The organism is Rhodoferax sp. RT5P35 (genome assembly GCF_056521385.1).
Genome location: NZ_JBWMAX010000005.1, coordinates 108,833 through 131,457, shown reverse-complemented (window position 1 = coordinate 131,457; position 22,625 = coordinate 108,833). Strand labels below are relative to the sequence as shown.

The window sequence follows — 22,625 nt, the reverse complement described above, 5'->3', positions numbered from 1 at the left end:
AGATTTTGACCATGTCTATTCAACAATGTAATTTGATCGAACTTCCTAAAATCACTGATCCGCGTGGGAACTTGTCATTTATTGAAGGCAAAAAGCATATCCCGTTTGATATTAAGCGGGTTTTCTATTTGTACGATGTCCCCGGTGGGTCTGATCGCGGATCCCATGCGCACAAAACCTTGCATCAATTCATTGTCGCCATGTCGGGAAGTTTTGATGTGGTGCTAGACGACGGCTACGAGCAAAAAAGAATAACGCTTAATCGATCCCATTATGGTCTTTATGTATGCCCCATGACTTGGAGCTTTTTGGATAACTTCTCGTCAGGCGCCGTCTGCATGGTTTTGACATCCGCGTATTTTGATGAGGCTGACTACATTCGTGACCATACTAAGTTTCTAGCCGAGGCCAAAAAAGCATGAGAGTTCCGCTGCTGAATATGAAGGCACCGCATGAAGAGCTGGCCGATGAAATGCAGACCGCGTTCACGCGGGTATTGAAATCTGGTTGGTATATCCTCGGCCAAGAGGTTTCAGCGTTTGAGGCCGAGTTTGCCGGGTACTGTAAGTCCCAGTACTGCGTCGGTGTCGGTAATGGCCTAGACGCGTTGCATTTGCTGTTGCGCGCTTACGATGTTGGCGCCGGTGACGAGGTGATCGTGCCGTCGAACACCTACATCGCCACTTGGCTGGCCGTTGAATATGCTGGTGCAACGCCTGTCCCCGTCGAGCCAGACGACCGAACCTACAATATCGACCCAGCCAAGATTGAGGGCGCAGTTTCGTCGAAAACCAAAGCCATCCTCGTGGTGCATCTGTATGGTCAGACGGCTGATATGGATCCGATTAATGCTATAGCTCAAAAGCACGGCTTAAAGGTCATAGAGGACGCAGCGCAGGCCCATGGCGCGAAGTACAAAGGTCGTCCTGCAGGCTCGCTGGGAGATGCTGCTGGTTTCAGCTTCTATCCGGGGAAAAATTTAGGGGCGTTGGGGGATGCTGGGGCCATCACCACCAATGACGCCGGAGTTGCCGAAAAAGTCAGAGTGCTGGCGAATTACGGCTCCGAAATAAAATACAAAAACAGTGTGAAGGGATTTAATTCGCGCCTGGACGAGCTGCATGCGGCTTTTCTTCGCGAGAAACTAAAAGTTGTTGAGGCATGGAATACACGGCGTGTATTGGCCGCTGAACGTTATATCCATGCGCTGCAAAAAACAGTCTTAAAGTTGCCATATGTGCCGGAGACATGTCAGCCCGTCTGGCATCAGTTTGTGATCGAAGCGCCACAGCGCGATGCGTTGCAGAAAAATCTCACTGACGCCCAGATCGGCACCTTGATCCATTACCCCATTCCGCCGCATCTGCAAGAGGCATATGCCTCTTCCGGATGGCGTCGCGGGGATTTTCCAATTGCCGAGCGTATGGCTGAGCGCGTTCTGAGTCTGCCCATGGGGCCGCATCTGGCGCCAAACGAAATTGACTACGTCTGCCAGAAATTGATTGATGCCATTTAAATGCAAGTCGTAGAACAGAGAAAAGGGCTGATTTCTGCACTGAAATCGGATGTATCTGCGAGCGTGGGCACGGGAGAGTTTGGCAAAGCACTTGAAGCCGTTCGAACTTTTGCAGAAGACATCATCTTCGACCCAGCATCGGTGGCGAAGATATTTGTGAGTCCCGAACTGGACCTTTTGTGCAAGCAAATTGGCGAGGCCAAAGCCAGCAGCATGGTGACCGAGCAGCTGAAGGCACTGACGGGCACGCTGATCCTGGCGAGCGAAATATCGAAAGCCGGGGGACACAACGAACTGATCAAGGATATAGCTCGGCTACATCTCTTTGACAGCCCTGTCAGCCTCGTGCTGACCGACTGTTTTTCGCGACTGGACTCGAAGCTTTCTGCCGACTTCTCGCTCGAAAATAAGATTCCGGCGACCATCCTGACAGGCCGTGACGGTGAAGAAAAATTTTCGAACATACTTCAGCTGATTTACTCGCTGGCACCCAAAAGGCTGCTGCTGCTCACCCACAACCAAGATGCCTTGGGTGTGGCGTCCGCTTTTGCTGCAAAAGCAATTGGCTGGGTAGAAGAGGTTGTGTTCATCCACCATGGCGACCACCATTTGAGTCTTGGTGCGGCGAACACAGAGTTCATTCATGTGGACCCCCACCAGATGGGATATTTCCACTGCAAGAATGAGCTGGGTCATGCCCGAAATCATTATTGGCCGTTGACGGTGAATCTGGGGGCGATCCAGCCGCGACACACTCCTTTTATGAGCCAAGGCCACCTGGTGACTTGTTCCAGCGGCCGGCCGGAAAAGTTCGAGCAAGGTGCGTACCTGTATGACTATTGGTCGCTGATTCCGCAGTTGTTGGCTCGCACCCAAGGCGTTCATGTGCACATCGGTGAATTGCACGCAGGGCAACACGAAAAATTACTGGCCGGCCTGGCGGATCAGGGCGTGCCTGCCGACCGTTTCATCCATCTGCCTTGGGTCGACTCGGTGGCCAATACGCTGGTGGTGCAGCGGGTCGATCTCTACATCTCATCTTTTCCTCTCGGTGGGGGCAAGGCGACGCTGGAGGCCATGGCTGCGGGCACACCTCTTTTAATGCACGAGAGCTATCGTTCGCGGTTCCACGGTGGTGTAGACATCGCTTACCCGGACGCTTTGGTGTGGCGCGACGAGGCCGAATTTCTGGGCTCCATCGAAGGACTCGGTGCCGACATATTGCGCAGGCATTCCGAAATGGCGAAGTCTCACTACGAAAAATTCCATGATGAAAATGTCCTGGTCCGGTGCTGTGATTTCTCCCGGCCTGTCGATGCACGACTGATTCCACCATTACGTGTTTACCGCGAAAATGTTTTTCAGCGCTTTCTAGACGAACTTAGGGCCAAGGAGCTCGGGTTGGAATCCAAGCTGCATTTGATTGATGCGCAGCGCGAGGAATTGGTCAAGTACGAAGCGCAGTCACAAATCTTAAGTAAGCAACTGAACCAGGTGGTACGTAACGCGATGGCGCTGGAGGTTGATCTGGGCGAGAAGCAGCACACTTTGCTGGCAGCCGAAGCCAAAGCGCGTGCTGACGGTGAGCAACTTCACGCGCTGGCCAGCCAGGTCACCCATCTTGGGGAGCAAGCTGTCGTCATGGAAAACAGCCTGTACGAGAAGCAGCAAACCTTACTGACAGCCGAAGCCAAAGCGCATGCTGACAGTGAGCACGTTCACGCGCTGACCCGCGAGGTGTTAGCTCTGCGCAGCTCGACGAGCTGGCGCATCACAAAACCGATCCGAATTCTGTCGGACTTGCTAAAAAAACGTCCGTTGACCATGAGTATTCGCCATTTGATTTCACGGGTCGGGATTGCACGCCGACTCAAGTTGCGGGTGCAGCGCTATCTGGTGGCGGAAAAGAGCCTGCCGCCAAATTTCGACGGCGTAACCTATCTGAAACTGAATCCGGATCTGGCTGCGGCCGGTGTCGACCCGAGAGATCATTTTCTGCTACATGGCCACAAAGAAGCCCGGCTCTGGGCACTACCCGAGTTCGACTTCTCGAAGAGCCCGCAGTTTGTTGCGGGGCGAGAGACGGTGCTCGTGGTGAGCCACGAGGCGTCGCGTACCGGAGCCCCTATCCTGAGCTTCAACTTAGTGCAATCGCTGGTCAGGAAGTACAACGTTGTGGCGTTGCTGCTGGGGGGCGGCGATCTGCTCGACGCCTTCAAGGACACCGGCGCGACAGTCTGTGTCGCGCTCTCAGTGCGTGGCAATCCCTTCGTGGCACATCATGTGGGTACCCAGCTGTGCCAGGGTTTCGATTTCAAGTTTGCCCTGGTCAATAGCATCGAGTCGCGTTACCTGCTGCCCGTTCTGGCCGAGCATTTTGTGCCGGCCATTAGCCTCGTGCATGAGTTTGCGTCGTACACCCGACCGAAAAGTGCTTTCAGAGATGCCTTGTTTTGGTCGAGCGAGGTGGTGTTTTCCGCCAATGTAACCAAGGAAAATGCGTTCTCGACCTTTCCCGATCTGGATGCGGTGGCGGTCCATGTCATGCCGCAGGGCAAGTGCTTGCTGCCGACGTCGACGCAAGACGCCGCAGCGGAGCACCAGGAGGCGACGAAGCTGCGCCGGTTGATCCGGCCTTCCGGGCTGGACAAGGACTCCCTGGTAGTGTTAGGCGCCGGCTTTGTGCAGTTGCGCAAGGGGGTCGACCTGTTCCTCGAATGCGCGGCCCGCGTCCAGCGTCTCGCCGGACCGCGCAAAGTTCGTTTTGTGTGGATCGGCAGCGGTTATGACCCAGACCACGACGTGGCCTATTCCGTCTACCTGCATGACCAGATCCGGCGCGCCGGGCTAGAGGACCACGTCGCCTTTCTCGGTGAAACTTCTGCCATCGAGGCGGCCTACGACGAAGCGGATGTTCTGCTGCTGTCCTCTCGGCTGGATCCTCTGCCCAATGTGGCGATTGATGCCATGTCGATCGGCGTGCCCGTGGTCTGCTTCGACAAAACCACCGGCATTGCCGATTTTCTGCAGGCCAGCGGGCTGGCGGAAACCTGCGTCGCCGCGTACCTGGATACCGCCGATGCGGCCGAGAAAATTCTTCGTTTCTCTTCAGTACCCGGCTTGCTCGAAGAGGTTGGTGCCAAATGCCGTGAAGCGGCGCTGCAGTACTTCGACATGGAGCGCTACGTTCAGAATCTTGAGGCGCTTGCCCATACGGTTGGCCAACGTACTCTACGCGAAAAGGGTGACTATCAAGCCGTGCTTGCCGCAGAGGTGTTGCGCTCCGATGTGGCCTGTTACCCGGATGCGCTCCCAGCAGCACAGGTGGCACGTCGTTATGTGCGTGCCTGGGCCAGCGGCATCGGACGTCGCAAGCCGTTCCCCGGGTTCCACCCAGGCATCTACCAAGAACTGCATGGCGTCGCTGCATCTGGCGCAGATCCATTGGCCGACTATTTGCAGTCTGGCCAGCCTGATGGGGCCTGGCGTTACCCGGTGCTCACGCCGCTCGATGGGCCGGTCACCGTGGCGCATGACGGCCTGCGGGTCGCGTTGCACGTCCACGCCTACTATGTAGACCTGCTGCCGGAGATCATCCAGCGTCTGGGCCTGAACCAGCACCGGGCGGATTTGTTCATCAGCGTCAAGGATGAGTCGGCGCTTGGGCTGGCAAAGACCTATCTGGCGACCTATCCCGGCCGCGTGACTGCGATGCGGGTAGTGCCCAACCGTGGCCGGGACATTGGCCCGTTTTTGACGGGCTTCTTGCCAGAAATACTGACGTCCTACGACCTGGTGGGCCACATCCACACCAAGAAGAGCAAAGACGTCAAAGACGAAAACATGGGAAAGACCTGGTTCCATTTTCTGATGGAGAACCTCATCGGTGGCACCTCTGGCCCGATGATGGACATCATCATCGACCGCTTGCAGCAGGATTCATCCATCGGCATGGTGTTCCCGGACGACCCCTACATCACCGGTATCGAAAAAAATGGAGCCATTGCGGAATCCATCGGCCGGAATATTGGCGTTTCCAGCATTCCCTCACATTTTGCTTATCCTGTCGGGACCATGTTCTGGTCCAGAGTCGCCGCTTTGAAGCCCATTGCTGATTTGCAACTGGGCTGGGAAGACTATCCTGAAGAGCCACTTCCCTACGATGGAAGTTTGCTGCACGCCCTTGAGCGACTGATCGCGCTGGCTGTACCCTGTGGCTCTTGGAAAATCGCAACAACGAACATCCAAGGTGTATCACGATGAAGATTGCTATTTTTGGAGGCGGGGGATTCATTGGCTCTGCTATTGCCGACCGCCTGCTGTTGGACGGTCACGAGCTACGTGTTTTCGAGCGGCCTCGGGTGGTGCCGTACCGTGTGTTCTCTGCTGACGAAAAGGTCGAATGGCTCACGGGTGACCTGATGAGTGTGCATGACGTCACTATCGCTGTCAGTGGCGTAGATGTGGTGCTCCACCTGGTGTCGACCACCTTGCCCAAGAGCTCCAACGAAGATCCGATCTACGACGTACAGAGCAACCTGGTGGCCACCCTCCAGCTGTTGAATGCCATGGTGGTGCAGAAAATCAAAAAGATCATTTTTATTTCCTCGGGTGGTACCGTCTATGGCAATCCGAGTTACCTGCCGATCGATGAAAAACACCCAACAGAACCACTGGTGTCTTACGGCATCACCAAATTGGCGATCGAGAAGTACCTCCTGATGTACCAGAGCCTGCATGGCATCAAGGCCAACATCATGCGGGTGTCCAATCCCTTCGGAAATCGGCAGCGCGTGGAAACCGCACAAGGTGCGGTGGCAGTGTTTCTGAGCAGAGCCATCCAGGGTCAACCGATTGAGATATGGGGCGATGGCAGCGTGTCGCGGGATTACCTGTACGTCAGCGATGTGGCGGACGCCTTTGCCCGAGCGGTGGTCTACGACGGCCCGAAATCCGTGTTCAACATCAGCTCGGGTCAAGGCACTAGTCTCAACGACGTCATTAGATTGATTGAGCAAGTATTGGGGGCACCAATGGTGAGGAACTACCGCCCGGGGCGCGCGTTTGATGTGCCCGTCAGCATTCTGGACAACACACTGGCCCGCGACGAATTGGGTTGGTCGCCAAAGATCAGTCTGGAAGAAGGTATTGTGCAAACGGCAGCGTACATGCGGCATTTAATTGAGAAATGAGTGTTTCCATGCCTTTCAAGGCTTCCATCATCATCCCGACCAAGAATGCGGGTCTACCCTTAAAGGCTGTTTTGGACGCCGTAGTGCGCCAGGAGATTGACGGTGCATTCGAGGTGCTTGTCGTCGACTCTGGTTCTTCTGACGGAACGGTCGAATTAGTTCGGCAATATCCGCAGATTCGATTGATCGAAATAGAGTCGCACCAATTCGGTCATGGAAAGACACGTAATTTCGCCATCAGCAACACCACGGGTGAATTCATCGCCATGATCACCCACGACGCGCTGCCCATGCATTCCCGCTGGCTGGCCGCACTGCTCAAGACGGCCGAGTCCGACGCGCAGATTGCGGGGGTCTTTGGCCGGCATGTGGCCTATCCTAAGGCCTCGATCTTCACTCAGCAGGAGTTAGTGGCGCACTTTCAGGGCTTTTTGGCGCGGCCCGTGGTGGAGCTTGATGACCCGGTGCGGTATGCCAATGAAGAGGGCTACCGGCAGTTTCTTTATTTCTTTTCAGATAACAATGCTTTGCTGCGGAGAACAGTGTGGCAGGAAATCCCCTACCCAGAGGTCGATTTCGCAGAAGACCAGGCCTGGGCGCGGTTGATCGTCGAGGCCGGCTACCGCAAGGCTTACGCGTCCGATGCCGTCGTAGCTCATTCCCACGACTACGGTTTTTTTGAACGCTTTCAGCGCAGCTTTGACGAGTCCTATGCGCTTCGCAGGCTGTTCGACTACCAGCACGGCACAGGTCTGCGGCACGCGTTGCGCGCCTTCATTGGTCTTACGCTGCGGGACGCCAAGTTTGCCTTTCGAACTGGCGCTGTCAAAGGCCACTGGGGAGAAGTGCTGGCCATGCCGCTCGATAACTGGATGCGTGTCATGGGGCACTTTCTTGGAGGCCACGGCGCCCGGATTCCTCTTGCCCTGCGCAAGTGCTTGTCACGCGACCAGCGCCTGCTTGCCATGCCGGCGCGAGCTAGCGCCGAATGAGCGCGGCGGGTACTTGGCGCAAGTGCGGCCAGGCGGTTCGGTATGCCCAGCAGAACGGCTGGGGGGCGTTGGCCCGTTTTCTGCATCGGCGCCTCGTGAAGGGCGACAAGCTGTTTGGCAAAGTCTCGGTCACTAGACCATACGACGCGCTGCTGGGAGCGGCGTTCGGACCTGAGGCTCCGACAGCGCAGCAGTTGTCGCCCAAAACCATTAATTGGTTCATCCCACCGGTCGGTAAAGGCTCGGGCGGGCACTTGAACATCTTCAGATTCATCCGCAATCTGGAAGACCTGGGCTACCAGAACAACATCGTCATCGTCGGTGAGCCCGCCCCCAAGTCGGCCGAGGCGGCTCGGCGAGAAATCACCGATTGGTTCTTTCCGCTTAAAGCGGATGTCTACGTGGGTGACGATGCTCGCACGCCGGCTGCCTGGTTTGCCATGGCCACGTCCTGGCCCACGGCCTACTACGTGCGGCGATTCCGTGGCAGTCTGGAGAAATGCTACTTCGTGCAGGATTACGAGCCCTGGTTCTACCCTGCTGGCAGCGATGCCCTTTTGGCCGAAGCAACATACCGCTTCGGCTTTGCTGCGTTCACGGCCGGAGGCTGGCTAGCGCAGAAGCTGCATAACGAACACGGCATGCAAACCTATGCCGTTGGTTTTTCTTACGACCGAGACCTGTACCACCTCCCGCTGGCGCCGCGTATCGACGACGGAGTACGCCGCGTCATGTTCTACGCCCGGCCGCCCACGGCGCGGCGCGCCTTCGAGTTGGGGGTATTGGTGTTAAGAGAGGTGGCCAAGCGGGTGCCCTCGATGCGCGTAGTGCTTGCCGGGTGGGATGTGCGTGGTTATGAGATTCCCTTTCCCTGCGAGCACGCCGGGCTGATGGCACTCAACCAATTGCCTGCGTTGTACCAGCGCTGTGACGCAGCCTTGGTGCTGTCCTGCTCCAATCTTTCCCTACTGCCGCTGGAACTGATGGCCAGCGGCGTGCCGGTGATCAGCAACCGCGCGCCTTACACGCAGTGGTTGCTCAACGATGACAATGCCAAACTAGCCGACCCCGACATCCAGAGCCTGGTGGAAGCCGTGGTGGAGGTGCTAGAAACACCGACTGTGGCGCAGCGTATACGACAGGCTGGCGCAGCGTTTGCGGAGGCCACATCGTGGGAGCACGAAGCCGCCCGAATGGCCGAAGGGCTGGCTGAACTGACGGGTGAACAGCCGTGACGCGAAAAAGAATGCTTTGGGCCGTGTTGCTGCTCCTGATGGCCTTTCGGCTCTATCTCACGGGCAATCGGGACATCCTGGCGCTTAACGCCCCGCATGACGAATTTTGGTACGTAGAGACGGCGTTCAACCGCATCTGGCAGGGTTCTTATAGTGAGATGACACTGATCCATCTGCCCACCTACGCGGTCTGGCTGATGGGGGTTGATCTCTTGGGTATTCCTGCCCGACTGGCGATCGACCTTGCCTGGCTCGTGGCCTGCGGGTATCTCGCGTACGCGTTGCGTCGGCTGACACAGGTAACCTGGGCGGCCGTGGTGTTATTCATTTTTCTGGCCTTCCACCCCTACATCATTCGCATCTTCGACCGCGCCCTGGCTGAGACGCTCTTGACGGTGTTGTCGACAGCAGTGCTGGCGGCGGGCATGGAACTGTGGAATCGCCGCCAAGAGGGGCCGTCGGCAGCGCGCCGCTGTGCAATGGTGGTCTACGGAGTCGGTTTTGGTGCGGCGTATCACACACGTTCAGAAGGTGTCGTCCTGCTGGTGCCGCTGGGGCTGCTGGCCCTCTGGTCCTTGGTTGACCGTTGGAACTGGTGGTCGCCAGCCTCTCGTTACAGCTTGCTGATCCCGCTACTTGGGCTGCCACTGCTGGCAACCGTACTACTGGGCCTCGGGTTTTCGGCAGCAAACTATGCGAAATGGGGTATCTGGGCCAGTCAAGAGCTGGATGCACCGGGCTATAAGAGTGCCATGACAGCATTGAACAGCATTGACACAGGTCCCACGCCAAAGCAGATTACAGTCACGCAGGAAATGCTAAGACTCGGCTTCCAGGCAAGTCCCACCCTGCGGGAACTGCAACCTGCAATTACGGGTGCCACGGGCCAACAATGGGTTGCGATCGCCAGCCCTTATGTGTCTGCGAAGGGGGAGATCGCGAATGGATGGTTCTACTGGGCCTTGCGGGACGTGGCGGCGCGCAGTGGCTGGCATGCCTCAGCGGCATTGGCCGAGCGCAAGTACGCAGCAGTGGCCGCAGAGTTGCAGCGGGCCTTTGCTGATAGGCGCCTGAAGAAGCGATTCGTACTCTCATCCTTTGTCGACCCGGACATCAAGAAATGGGCGCCAGACTTGCCGGCTTCGCTACGCCGGATTCTGCTGCTGGTCATTCGTCCTGCCGCCGAAAATCTAGAAACTCCGACGGAAAACGCCAGTCCGGCGCAATTTTCCCAGTACGTGGCCGTGACCGGCCGCAGGGCACCAGCGCTGGCGGCCACAGTGGGCGGCTGGGTGACGGCGCCAATGGGAAGCAAGGTCGGACTGGACGGCGAGGACGGGCAAATCGTCTGGCAGAGCTTGGGGCCGGTCAGAGCCGACGTGCCAGGCGCCTACGGCTTCCTGGTATCGGCGCAGGGTTTCAAGGCCCCGGCGACCTTGCAGTTGCAAACGCCCGAGGGACGTGTTCAATCAGTGGCGCTATCAGCCTTGCAGCAGGGGCGCGTGACCGCATTGGCCTACGCTGGACTGTCCACTGACCTGCGAGTGGGAGTGGATCGCCTGGAGGTGGCCGAACCACGGGAACGGGCCAGCAGATTTCTCAACCATCTCTGTCGCGTGTATGTGTGGTTGCATTATTTGCTTTGCGGCGCATTCGTAATGTTTGACGCCATCTGGTTGGTTCGGCGCACAAGGTCGGCCGAGTCCATGTTGTTCATGCTCCTGTCGGCGGCGATTTTTGCGCGCGTGGGCTTGTTTGCCATCCTGGACGCTAGCTCGTGGAGCGGCAGCCAAGCGCGCTATATGCTGCCGATTTTTCCGTTTATGGGCGTTGTGGGTGTACTTGGACTAATTTATATATCTAGATATTCTATTAGGGACAACAAGATACCAACGGAATACACAGACGAATCATATTAAACAATAATAATGGTCAGATGTAATGAAAAGATCGGATTTCCACCTGATTAAAATAATATTTAGTTTGCACGTACTTCTGAATTAATTAACCCCTCAAGCGGCATCTCGCCATCAATTATTAGCTTAACCATTTTGACTGGCCGCATTATTTCCAAAAATTTTTGATAAGTTTAAAATTTTAGGTATATTTTAAGTACTTTTGCGATATTTTTCAAATATCTAAGAAGGCAATTTCTTAGGTTAACTCCTCAATTTTCACAATATGTTAAGAGACATTTATTTAAAAAATAGAGTTAAAAATAATTTCGAGAAATTTTATATTTTTCGAGATGAAATTTTACGTTATGAGTTTATTTTTGCCATTGCTGCAATTGTAGTGATAATTTGTTACTGGACCAATGCCACGCTGGTATACGATGACATCGCGTTCCCCTCAAGCTTTTCTAGTCTCGTGGATCAAATTGGATGGACAAGAACTTTAGTAAAGATTTTTTGTTTGGACCTACCAAATGAATATAGAACATATGGAATTTCTCGGGTTATTCAATTCATTCTATGGTCGTTAGGCATCCATTCAGCTAAGATTTATTCGTTGTTTATATCTGTGTCTCAAGCAGTGACGGGTTGGTTTTTATTTTTAACACTGAAGAATTTGAAGATTAGCGCTGCCGCGGCTTTATCATCAGGATTGATTTGGATTTTCTCTCCATTTATTTGGACATCATGTTTTCATCATTTTTCTTATTTGATTTTTCCAGTTCAATTAGCTTTTTGCAGCATTTTTCTTCTAGGTTGGTGGATCGAAGAAAAAAACAAGAATGCTGCGGCGATTTTTTTCGGAGTACTTCTTGGGCTTACCGGGGAAATGCACCTTTTGCCGGCTTCTATTTTAATTATATTATTTTCTTATTTTGGAGGTAGCCGATTACGTTTACGAACAGCAATAGTTGTTGTTTCGACAATGATTTTTTCTATCCTTTTTCATTACATTGTATGGAAGATTTTTGCAGCAAACTCCGTTCAACCACACCGTTTTAATTTGAGTCTTTCACACGACACCGATTATTGGAACTACAGAATTCATGTTGCAATAAAGAGTATATGGATATTCCTAGTCTATCAAATAATTGAGTTATCTGGAGAGAATTATCGAAAATTAATTTTGACATGGACACTACTTGCCACCGGGGTTTATTTTTTATTAACTCACCACGAAAAGAAAAGGAAAGAAAATACAGTCAACAAAGAGGAAGCGAACCCTTTGTGGTTCAATTTTTCGCTTGGGATTTTTGTTTTATTTTATTTTGCTTTTTATGTTTTTATAGTTGTCTTAACGGATAGCGTTCCGCATGTACTGCCAAGACGCTATGGATATGTGCCTTTGACTATGATATTCATTGTCTTATGTCTCATGCCAGACTCTTTCCGACTAAATCTGCGCATCAGAAATATCATTCTTGGTATTCTTGTCGGTTTTATTTTTATTCTTTTCATTCGACTGCAGTTTTTTATAGTGCCTTCAGTGCGAGCTATTGACAATTCGATTTCCAATAAGATTGCCTTAGCAATAAATAAATCACCAAAGAAAGTCGTTGTATTTTTTTCATCTTCTGAAAAACAGTTTCCTTTGACATCAATCGATGCCTATACACCTGGCCCGGCAATGCGCGACGTCGCAAGCTCCGAGTTATCTCAAGCAAAATTTGGAACATATTGGCCGGCTTTTATAAATATAACAAAGATATTGGGCGCGCCATATACCTGTGAACTTGGCGGGTGGCGTAATGATAAATTAAAATTAGTTTGCCCCCCATGGCAAGATAATCCCGGAACTATTGATCCTTCTGAAATTATTGTCGTAGCCAATACTGGTTTTAATTCACGCGACCCCAAGGGTGAAACTGTTAAAGTTTTTGAGAATTTTGAAGACTTTCATTCATATTTTTTCTCAAAATCAGTGGAAAAAAAATTGGGGAAGGACTCCGCCTATCCTGGTGAAACTGTTGCAATTGATTTGGGAGCAATGGGAAAGATTGGATTAAGCCAAGGAACTCTCTCAGATAAACATTTTGATGTTTTTCTCAAAACCACAGGCATTTCGTGGCTGAAAAATTACGGGTGGATTTCCGGCGATGATAGAACATATGAGTATCCAAATATTTCCATAAACTCCGATTACTACAGAACTAATCGCAATGGAAATTTTGAATATGGTATTGAATTTGAAAAATCAGATATTGAGATTGATTTGGATTTTTGGGAATTGTGGCCAATTACAATTGGTCAGCGTATTTTTGATGTGAGTGTTTCATGGGACGATGGCAAATGGATTTCTCTCGGTAAAATTGACCCAATTGCTATAAATAAAGAAAATCCATTTTTTATTCATCTTGCCAGGCAAAACTCAACATCTTTCAAAGTTAAATTGACTTCATCTTCAGAGTCAACGGATATTCCATTTATGCAAGGCATACGCATTAAACGAAGAAGTTCTTAGTTTTATTTTTTAATTGTTAATATGAAAAAAATCAAATACCTCATTCTCGGCGCCGGTCCCAGCGGGCTGACTCTCGCCCATTCCTTGGTCGATGCGGGTTGTCCACTTAATCAGATCCTCGTGGTCGAAAAAGAAGCCGTTTCCGGCGGTCTATGCCGGTCCGAAATGGTGGACAGCGCCCCGCTGGACATTGGCGGCGGGCATTTTCTGGACCTGAAGCGCAAGGAGGTACTGGACTTCGTGTTCCGCTACATGCCGCGTGAAGAATGGGACCTCTACGATCGCGTATCAAAGATCCGCATTCGGGATGTCGAGGTGGACCATCCGCTGGAAGCAAATCTCTGGCAACTTCCCACCGAGGTACAGGCTGACTACCTAGAGTCCATAGCGCAGGCCGGTTGCATTCGTGGGGAAGCGATGCCTGAATCTTTCGCCGCGTGGATCAACTGGAAATTGGGTGATCGTATTGCGCAGGAATATATGCTGCCCTACAACCGCAAAATCTGGTCGATGGATCCAGATGCACTGGGTACTTACTGGTTGTACAAGCTTCCCAATGTTTCTTTCCGCGAAACCTTGTTGAGTTGCCTTGAAGGCAAGCCGATGGGGGCATTGCCTGCACACGGCACATTTTTGTACCCCAAGAAATTCGGCTATGGCGAAGTTTGGCGCCGCATGGGCGAAGCGTTGGGAGATTCTCTGGTCACTAATTGCTCGGTAGAGAGCATCGATCTGGCTAACCGTACGGTCAACGGGCGGTGGCAAGCTGAAACAATCGTATCGTCCATTCCGTGGACGTTGTGGACAGGGTATTGCGCCATTCCTGATGACGTCAAAGCTGCCATATCTTCTTTGAAGAATGCCCCGATCGACGTCGATTATCATCAGGAGACGTTGGATAGCAAGGCACATTGGACTTACGAACCAGACGAATCGGTTCCGCACCATCGCTTGCTGCTCCGATCCAATTTCTCGACGGGTGCTCGCGGTTACTGGACGGAGGCTAACGCTTCACGTTCAACGGCAACACATGGGCCTCGCTTCCACAACGAGTTCGCGTATCCAATCAACACGCTCGGCAAGCCGGAAGCGGTTGAGACGATTCTGACGTGGGCGAAAGCCAATGGTGTGATCGGACTTGGCCGTTGGGGCCGTTGGGAACACATGAATTCCGACGTCGCTGTGGCCGAAGCGCTGCAGATGGCAAATCAACTGAAACTTGGGTCGTAGTGTGAAAATTTCTTTGTGTTTGATAGTTTGGAATGAATTACAGGGTTGTCAGGCTGATGTACCTAATCTGCCGATTAGTGAGTTCGATGAAGTATTTGCAGTTGATGGTGGCAGCACCGATGGCACTGTTGAATACCTGGAAGGCCAGGGGATAAAGGTTCATCGTCAACCCAAGCGTGGATTGAATGCCGCGTACGTTCATGCCAATGAAGTGGCAACAGGGGACGCGGTGGTCGTATTTTTCGCAAAAGGCACATTGCCGACGGCAGACCTCCTCAAATTCAGACCGCTTTTTGATAAGGGGAATGATCTGGTGATCGCAAGTAGGCAACTGCCGGGATCTGTGAACGAAGAAGATGAGCACTTTTTCCGTCCGCGTAAATGGGCCGTCATGGGCCTAGCCGCCGCTGCCGCCTTGGTTTGGTGTCGCGAAGGTCCATGGGTGCGAGACGTATTACACGGCTTCAAAGGCTGGAAACGCGAAGCCTTTAACCGTATGAAAATACTCGATGTGGGGCTTTCTATCGATATCGAAATGGTGGTTCGTTCATACAAACTAAGAGTTTTGCGAGTTGAATTTCCAACTAAAGAAATTTCTCGAGGTTACGGCGAGACACACTTCAAAATCTGGCCTACGGGTAAGCGGTTGCTGTCTTATTTGTGGTTTGAATTACGACGAAACGCTTAAGGAAAAACATGAATAATCACCCGAGCATGCTTCGTAAAATTGTAAAATCAATATGGTTTAAATTAGTTATTGCAATTTCAATCATTGGACTATTGATTCATTTCAATCGGATTGATATATCTGTAATCATTACACTAACAAAAACTTGGCCATGGCTCGCGGGTGCATTTTTGCTGACTTTGCCTCCATTCTGGATTGTCTCTTATCGCTTCAAGCTAATACTTTCGAGTCAGGGCATTAATGTTTCACATCCCCAAGTATTGCGCTGGACAATGATCGGCTCATTTTTTGATCTTGCAATGCCCAGTTCAAATGGAGGTGATTTTGTGAAAGCTGGTTATGTCGCTGAATATGTTGGCGCAGGCTTACGGACCCGTGCAGTTATGGCGGTGGCAATAGATCGCGTCATCGGCTTATTGGGACTTTTTTTGCTTGCAGCGATAGTTAGTGTCATCGGGTGGAATTTGTTGGTAGATTTGCCTTCTCGATTTCTAGTAGTAGCTTTATCATTTTTAGCAGGAATTGGGCCGTTAATTTTTCTTCGTATTGCAGGGGCACGCCGTCTTTACAATAATAACCGCATCAATAACTGGTTAATGGTACATTCTTGGGGACTTCATTTAAAGCAAATGATTGGCTCGTTCAATGCCTTACGCGAGAACCCAAGTGTACTTGTCGCGAGCTTAGTACTTTCTATTTTTAACCATATTTTTTGGTGCACTGCGTTACTTTTTATTGCTTATGCTGTTGGGGATATCATAAATCCATTGAAAGGATTCATAGTTTTTCCACTTGCTATATTTGGCGGAATTTTTGGTGTTGCTGGAGGTTTTGGCCTGGGAACTGCAGCATTTGATTTTTTGCTTTCCCACCTATTATTGATTCAAAATGGAGCCGTTATTGGCTTACTTTTTCAAATCATCGGAGCGCTTTCGCGACTACTCGGTTTACCATATTTTTTAAAGAGTCATCATATTTCTCTACAATAAGAAAAAATTCATCAAAAATATTAATGCTTTATTTTTAAACCGCTTTCTTAAAAGTTCACTTCAGTCTACCGGTTAAAATTTAGGGCTAAATTTAGTCCAAGAACTCAAACTGCGACGATAATTCATAAATTTATTTACTAGGATATCAAATTGAAAGACCCAAAAGTTGCACTGATTACAGGCGTCACAGGCCAAGATGGCGCTTACTTAGCTGAATTTTTGTTAAAAAAAGGGTACATCGTGCACGGCGTGAAGCGCCGTTCCTCGCTCTTTAATACAGATCGTATTGACAATCTCTACCAGGACCCGCATGTCGATAATGCAAAATTCAAGCTGCACTACGGTGACCTGACCGACTCCACCAATCTGATTCGCATTATCCAACTGGTGCAACCGGACGAAATCTATAACTTGGCTGCGATGAGCCATGTGGCGGTGTCGTTTGAGACCCCGGAGTACACCGCTAACGCCGACGGTATTGGTACGCTGCGTATCTTGGAAGCCATCCGCATTCTAGGACTAGAAAAGAAGACCCGCTTTTACCAAGCCTCTACCTCCGAGCTATATGGCTTGGTACAAGAAACTCCGCAGAAGGAAACTACTCCGTTCTATCCACGCAGCCCCTATGCGGTGGCCAAGATGTATGCATTCTGGATTACGGTAAATTACCGCGAGGCCTACGGTATCTACGCCTGCAACGGCATTCTGTTTAACCACGAAAGCCCCATCCGTGGCGAGACATTCGTCACACGCAAGATTACACGGGCCTTGGCACGTATTAAGCTTGACCTGCAAGACTGTTTGTACCTCGGTAATATTGACTCGTTACGTGATTGGGGCCACGCCAAAGACTACGTAGAAATGCAATGGCTGATGTTGCAGCAGGCGCAAGCCGAAGACTTTGTTATAGCCACGGGCGTGCAATACAGCGTGCGCGACTTCGTCAATACAGCAGCTTTGGAACTAGGTATCCATATGCGCTGGGAGGGCCAAGGCGTTGATGAAAAAGGCTACGACTCTGCGACTGGCAAATGTATTGTTCAAGTAGATCCACGGTACTTCCGTCCCACTGAAGTGGAAACACTACTAGGCGATGCAAGTAAGGCCAGGCAAAAGCTTTGCTGGACACCGCAGATTAGCTTTCAGGAGCTCGTTTCGGAGATGGTGCGGTCTGATCTGCGAAGTGCGCAACGCGATGAATTGGTTAAGAAACACGGCTATACCACTTACGATTATCACGAATGAAGAGTTTTAAAAATGGACAAAAATAGCAAAATCTATGTAGCAGGCCACCGGGGCCTCGCTGGTAGTGCCATCATGCGCAATCTGCAAGTTCATGGCTATACTAATCTGGTGGTGTGTACACATGCCGAACTCGACTTGGAAGACGGAGTCGCCACACAGCGGTTTTTCGAACAAGAGCGCCCCCAGCTAGTTTTCCTGGCTGCAGCGAGGGTAGGTGGTATCCAAGCCAACAATATGTACCCTGTTGATTTCTTGATGGGTAATTTACTTATTGAGGCGAATATTTGCCGGGCGGCACATGCTTGCAAAGTGGAGCGTATGGTCTTTTTGGGCAGTTCGTGTATTTATCCACGAGATTGCCCGCTGCCCATCAAAGAAGAGTATTTGCTGACCGGCGTGCTGGAGCCCACCAACCGCCCCTACGCCCTGGCCAAAATTGCTGGTATTGAGATGTGCTGGTCTTACAACCGCCAATACGGTACGAAATGGTTGGCGGCGATGCCTACCAATCTGTATGGCCCTGGCGACAACTACGACCTCAACAATTCGCATGTGCTACCGGCCTTGGTTCGCAAAATGCACGATGCCAAGGTATCCGGCGCAGCAGAAGTCGTTTTGTGGGGCAGCGGTACCCCCAAGCGTGAGTTCCTTTATGTAGATGACCTTGCAGATGCACTGGTGTTTCTGGCGACCCTGGATGCCACACGCTATGACGCACTTACTGATCCATTGCGCTGCCCTCTGATTAACGTTGGTTCAGGCGAAGATCTGACTATCCGGGCGTTGGCTGAAACGATTGCAGGTGTAGTGGGCTACATGGGCACATTTGTGCAAGACACTAGCAAGCCTGACGGCACAATGCGTAAGGTGATGGATATCAGCAAGATACGACAGTTGGGTTGGGCTCCCACCACCAGCCTGACCGATGGGATTCAGCAGACTTATGAAAACTACTTGTGCCGCTAACTTTCGATAGCACGCCAAACTCGCATCCAGCGCTGTTGGTTTCTGTAGCCTTGTGCACCCATAACGGTGCCCGTTTTATAGGTGACCAAATTCAGAGTATTTGCCAGCAAAATATGATGCCGACGCAGATCGTTGTATCGGACGATGCGTCTGGCGACAACTGCGTAGAGTTAATCCAATCAGCAATTGCTGATTGTCAAAAAAAACAGCTGCAAGAGCAAGCGCCCGCTCCCCTTCAACTGCACATTTTGCGCAATAACGCGCCTCTCAAAGTGACCAAAAACTTTGAACAAGCGGTCCTTGCATGCACTGGTGACCTGATTGCTTTGTGCGATCAAGATGATATTTGGCATCCTGACCGCTTGGCTCGCATTACGGCAGAATTTGAACAACGCCCTGGCTTGCTTCTGCTCCACAGCAATGCCCGGCTTATCGATGGCGATGGAGTTGGCTTACCGGATTCGCTATTTGACGCATTAGAAGTTCAGCCGTTTGAGTTGGAATGGATTCACAAGCAACGCGCCTTAGATGTTTTTTTACGCCGAAACCTTGTTACTGGTGCCACCACGGTATTTCGCAGTTCATTGTTGCAGTACACATTGCCCTTTCCCGCAGAATGGCTACACGATGAATGGTTGGCTATAGTGGCTGCCGCGATGGCCGGCGTTGATGTGCTTGAAGAGCCGCTGGTAGATTACCGTCAACATGCACTCAACCAGATAGGTGCGCGCCGAGAACCGCTTTTTGCAAAGGTGCGCAAAGCGTTTGCCTCCCGTGATCACACCTTGGCTAGCCGTGCATTGAAGATTGAAATCTTGCTAACGCGATTACGTCAATTTGGAGACATCATCCCTTCTGCAGTGGTTGAAAGAGTACAAAAAAAACTGGCACACCAGCGCTTTCGTGCAGCACTGCCTAGGCATCGTTTAGCTCGTTGCCTGCCTGTGTTGCGTGAGGCCCTAACCGGGCGCTACAACAAGTTTGGGCGTGGTTTTCACAGCATTGCTCGCGACTTATTCGAATCCGCTTAAATGGAAAATACAAAATTGCGACGTACAAAGTGACCTGTTATATGGCACAAGTAGGGATACCAGATAAGAACCCATAATAAAAGGCGTATTTTGATTTCTGTGGTGATCGTAAATTACAACGCTGGCAAGCTTCTCTCTGACTGCGTAGGTTCAGCCCTGCCGCAAGTGGATGAAGTGTTGGTGGTCGACAATGCATCGCGCGATACAAGTATGGATGAATGCGCCCGTTTGTATTTGGCCGATACCCGACTAACCCTGTTACAGAACGGTACCAATCTAGGTTTTGCAGCTGCCTGTAATGTCGGTTTCTTGCGAGCCAAGGGTGACTACATACTGTTTCTAAATCCCGACTGTGACCTGGATGCAACAGCTGTTGCTACTTTGCTGGGGGCTTTGCAAGCGGACCCATTGGTAGGGATGGTGGGTGGTCTGCTGATGAATCTGGATGGTTCAGAACAAGGCGGCGGGCGGCGCGCTATTCCTACGCCCTGGCGGTCTTTTGTGCGGGCTTTTGGTTTGAATCGTTTTGAAAAACGCTGGCCAAAATTGTTTTTTGATTTTCATTTGCACCAGCAACCATTACCTCCCGGCCCTATCGAAGTTGAAGCCATCTCAGGTGCCTGCATGCTAGTCAAGCGGCAAGCAGTGGATGCGGTGGGATTATGGGATGACGGTTACTTCTTGCATTGCGAAGATCTGGACTGGTGTATGCGCTTTAAGCAAAAGGGTTGGAAAATCTTATTCGTACCATCCGCGCATATTTTGCATGCTCTAGGTATCAGCAGCCGTGGTAGGCCCATTTTTGTAGAGTGGCATAAGCACAAAGGAATGATGCGCTTTTATCGCAAATTCTTTCGCCACCAGTATCCCGGTGTGCTGATGGGCTTGGTGGCTGTAGGCGTGTGGCTGCGCTTTGCAATGATGGCATCATATTTCCTTGCTAAACGCACCGGGAAGGCATTGGGTCTAGGCCATGGATAACATCGAAACGCATATACCTCATCCCGTCGGCGTATTAGGGGCCAGCAGCATGGTCGGTGCATGCGTTTTGTCGCAGCTAGTACAAGCACGCCTGCAAGTCAGCGCTTTTTCACGCAGCGCCACAGCACATCTCAGTGGTCATGGGGTGAACTGGCAACAACTCCCCTCCTCAACTGCGACTCCATCTCGCCATGCCGGGCATATTTTCTGGTGGATATGCATCGCCCCTATTTCGGCTTTACCAGCATATTTCACTTGGCTCGAAGCGCAAGGTGCGCGGCGGATCGTGGTGCTTTCATCTACCAGCCGTTTCACCAAAGATACGTCTTCCGAACTACAGGAGCAAGCCATCGCGCAACGACTTGCCGAGGCAGAAAGCCTGCTACAGACATGGGCCGAAAGCCGTGGAATTGAATGGATGGTGCTACGCCCCACCCTAATTTACCAGCCAGGCCAAGACAAGAACGTGTCTGAAATTGCCCGTTTCATTGGACGTTTTGGGTTCTTCCCGGTGCTGGGCCAAGCGCACGGCTTACGCCAACCTATCCATGCAGCGGATGTGGCCAGTGCATGTATTGCAGCGCTGCAGTCCCCCGGCATCGCTAACCGGGCTTACAACATCTCCGGCGGAGAGACACTGCAGTATCGGAGCATGGTGGGCCGCATATTTGCAGCGCAAAGGCGGAGGGCACGCGTGCTGAGCGTTCCGCTGTGGATGTTCAAGTTGGCCGTTAAGCTCTTGCGCTGCCTGCCACGCTACCGCAACTGGACGGCCGCCATGGCCGAGCGCATGAACCGCGATCTGGTGTTTGACCACACCGAAGCTGCACGGGATTTTGGCTTCCAGCCCCGAGCGTTCACGCTGGAACACGAAAACATGTCACCATCCAGCGCCAATATGCTATCTAATTAATAGCAACCAACACTTATCAGTAGGGCGTTAGGGCACTATTTCCTTTAATCACCCCGCAGATGCCGCAATAGGCCCCACCGTCTGCACCACATCGGCATTCTGCGCACGCTGGCGCAAGGCGTGCTCCATCACCACCAAGGCCAGCAGGGCCTCAACGATGGGTGTGGCGCGGATGCCGACGCAAGGGTCGTGGCGGCCCTTGGTGATGACTTCGGTGGAATGGCCTGCCGTGTCGATGGTCTCGCGGGGCGTGGTGATGGAGCTGGTGGGTTTGATGGCGATGGACACCTCCAGGTCTTGGCCGGTGCTGATGCCGCCGAGCACGCCGCCCGCATTGTTTGATTTGAAGCCCTGCGGCGACAGCGAGTCGCCATGCATGCTGCCGCGCTGGGCCACGCTGGCAAAACCAGCACCAATCTCTACGCCTTTGACGGCGTTCAGGCCCATCATGGCGAATGCGATGTCGGCATCCAGCTTGTCAAACAGCGGCTCGCCCAGGCCTACGGGCATGCCGGTGGCGGTGACGCGGATGCGCGCGCCGCAGGAATCCTGGGCGTGGCGCAGGGCATCCATGTAGTCTTCCAGCTTGGAGACGTCGGCCACCGGGGCGAAAAACGGATTGTTGGGCACGTGGTCCCAGCTTTCGAACGGCACAACCAGGTCGCCCACCTGGGTCATGCAGCCGCGAAACACCATGCCGTATTTCTGCGACAGCCATTTCTTGGCCACGGCGCCTGCAGCTACGGTAGGTGCTGTCAGCCGGGCCGATGAGCGACCACCGCCACGCGGGTCGCGGATACCGAACTTGTGCCAGTAGGTGTAGTCAGCATGGCCGGGACGGAAGCTCTGGGCGATAGCGCTGTAATCTTTGCTGCGCTGGTCGGCATTGCGGATCAGCAAAGCGATGGGGGTGCCGGTGGTTTTACCCTCGTACACACCGCTCAGGATTTCGACCGCATCGGGCTCGTTGCGCTGGGTGACGTGGCGGCTGGTGCCGGGGCGGCGGCGGTCCAAGTCACCCTGGATGTCGGCCTCGCAGAGGGCCATGCCCGGGGGGCAGCCGTCGATTACGCAGCCAATGGCCGGGCCGTGGGATTCACCAAAGTTGGTGACTGCGAATAGGGTTCCGAAGGTATTTCCGCTCATAGCCGATGATTATCCCCGACCTGGAGGACGGCGCCGAGCGTTGGGAACAGTTCATGCTTATAGCCCCCTACCCACCGCGGGTTTT

Annotated in this window: 17 protein-coding genes; 16 read left to right on the top strand and 1 reads right to left on the bottom strand. The window is 52.3% G+C overall.

The window, feature by feature from the left end; translation table 11 throughout:
- Positions 1-11: 11 nt before the first annotated feature.
- The 16 genes from AC097L_RS09190 to AC097L_RS09115 all read left to right on the top strand — a co-directional run bounded on the left by AC097L_RS09190 (position 12) and on the right by AC097L_RS09115 (position 21,394).
- A complete protein-coding gene (locus tag AC097L_RS09190) occupies positions 12-422 on the top strand; it encodes a sugar 3,4-ketoisomerase (protein WP_479586026.1) in 411 nt (136 codons plus the stop codon).
- Positions 419-1,516, top strand: a complete 1,098-nt coding sequence (locus AC097L_RS09185) for a DegT/DnrJ/EryC1/StrS family aminotransferase (protein WP_479586025.1) — start codon at positions 419-421, stop codon at positions 1,514-1,516. The genes AC097L_RS09190 and AC097L_RS09185 overlap by 4 nt, the downstream gene beginning before the upstream one ends.
- On the top strand, positions 1,517-5,779 hold the full coding sequence (locus AC097L_RS09180) for a rhamnan synthesis F family protein (protein ID WP_479586024.1): 4,263 nt from the start codon (positions 1,517-1,519) through the stop codon (positions 5,777-5,779).
- Positions 5,776-6,708 (top strand): NAD-dependent epimerase/dehydratase family protein, encoded by a 933-nt coding sequence (locus tag AC097L_RS09175; RefSeq protein ID WP_479586023.1) that lies wholly within the window; start codon positions 5,776-5,778, stop codon positions 6,706-6,708. The genes AC097L_RS09180 and AC097L_RS09175 overlap by 4 nt, the downstream gene beginning before the upstream one ends.
- An 8-nt stretch (positions 6,709-6,716) precedes the next feature.
- A complete protein-coding gene (locus tag AC097L_RS09170; protein ID WP_479586022.1) occupies positions 6,717-7,700 on the top strand; it encodes a glycosyltransferase family 2 protein in 984 nt (327 codons plus the stop codon).
- A 254-nt stretch (positions 7,701-7,954) separates the two neighbouring features.
- Positions 7,955-8,935 carry a rhamnosyltransferase WsaF family glycosyltransferase gene (locus AC097L_RS09165; RefSeq protein ID WP_479586021.1) on the top strand — a complete coding sequence of 327 codons (981 nt, stop codon included), beginning with the start codon at positions 7,955-7,957 and terminating at the stop codon, positions 8,933-8,935.
- Between the two features lie 23 nt (positions 8,936-8,958).
- A complete protein-coding gene (locus tag AC097L_RS09160) occupies positions 8,959-10,854 on the top strand; it encodes a hypothetical protein (RefSeq protein WP_479586020.1) in 1,896 nt (631 codons plus the stop codon).
- A 262-nt stretch (positions 10,855-11,116) separates the two neighbouring features.
- Positions 11,117-13,351: a hypothetical protein gene (locus AC097L_RS09155; protein WP_479586019.1), complete on the top strand. Its 2,235-nt coding sequence runs from the start codon at positions 11,117-11,119 to the stop codon at positions 13,349-13,351.
- Positions 13,352-13,372: 21 nt separating this feature from the next.
- Positions 13,373-14,581, top strand: coding sequence for a protoporphyrinogen/coproporphyrinogen oxidase (locus AC097L_RS09150; RefSeq protein WP_479586018.1), 1,209 nt, complete (start codon positions 13,373-13,375; stop codon positions 14,579-14,581).
- 1 nt (position 14,582) lies between these two features.
- Positions 14,583-15,269: a glycosyltransferase gene (locus tag AC097L_RS09145; protein ID WP_479586017.1), complete on the top strand. Its 687-nt coding sequence runs from the start codon at positions 14,583-14,585 to the stop codon at positions 15,267-15,269.
- Between the two features lie 8 nt (positions 15,270-15,277).
- A complete protein-coding gene (locus AC097L_RS09140) occupies positions 15,278-16,258 on the top strand; it encodes a lysylphosphatidylglycerol synthase transmembrane domain-containing protein (protein WP_479586016.1) in 981 nt (326 codons plus the stop codon).
- 150 nt (positions 16,259-16,408) lie between these two features.
- Complete coding sequence (gmd, locus tag AC097L_RS09135) at positions 16,409-17,503, top strand: GDP-mannose 4,6-dehydratase (protein ID WP_479586015.1); 1,095 nt, start codon at positions 16,409-16,411, stop codon at positions 17,501-17,503.
- 12 nt (positions 17,504-17,515) lie between these two features.
- Positions 17,516-18,469, top strand: coding sequence for a GDP-L-fucose synthase family protein (locus AC097L_RS09130; RefSeq protein ID WP_479586014.1), 954 nt, complete (start codon positions 17,516-17,518; stop codon positions 18,467-18,469).
- Positions 18,460-19,500, top strand: a complete 1,041-nt coding sequence (locus tag AC097L_RS09125) for a glycosyltransferase family 2 protein (RefSeq protein WP_479586013.1) — start codon at positions 18,460-18,462, stop codon at positions 19,498-19,500. The genes AC097L_RS09130 and AC097L_RS09125 overlap by 10 nt, the downstream gene beginning before the upstream one ends.
- A gap of 99 nt (positions 19,501-19,599) precedes the next feature.
- Positions 19,600-20,481: a glycosyltransferase family 2 protein gene (locus AC097L_RS09120; RefSeq protein ID WP_479586334.1), complete on the top strand. Its 882-nt coding sequence runs from the start codon at positions 19,600-19,602 to the stop codon at positions 20,479-20,481.
- Entirely contained in the window at positions 20,474-21,394 is a 921-nt protein-coding gene (locus tag AC097L_RS09115; RefSeq protein ID WP_479586012.1) for an NAD-dependent epimerase/dehydratase family protein, read from the top strand. Before AC097L_RS09120 ends, AC097L_RS09115 begins: the two co-directional genes overlap by 8 nt.
- A gap of 48 nt (positions 21,395-21,442) precedes the next feature.
- Here the strand turns inward: AC097L_RS09115 and aroC are convergent, their stop codons facing one another.
- Positions 21,443-22,540 carry a chorismate synthase gene (gene aroC, locus AC097L_RS09110; protein ID WP_479586011.1) on the bottom strand — a complete coding sequence of 366 codons (1,098 nt, stop codon included), beginning with the start codon at positions 22,538-22,540 and terminating at the stop codon, positions 21,443-21,445.
- Positions 22,541-22,625 lie beyond the last annotated feature (85 nt).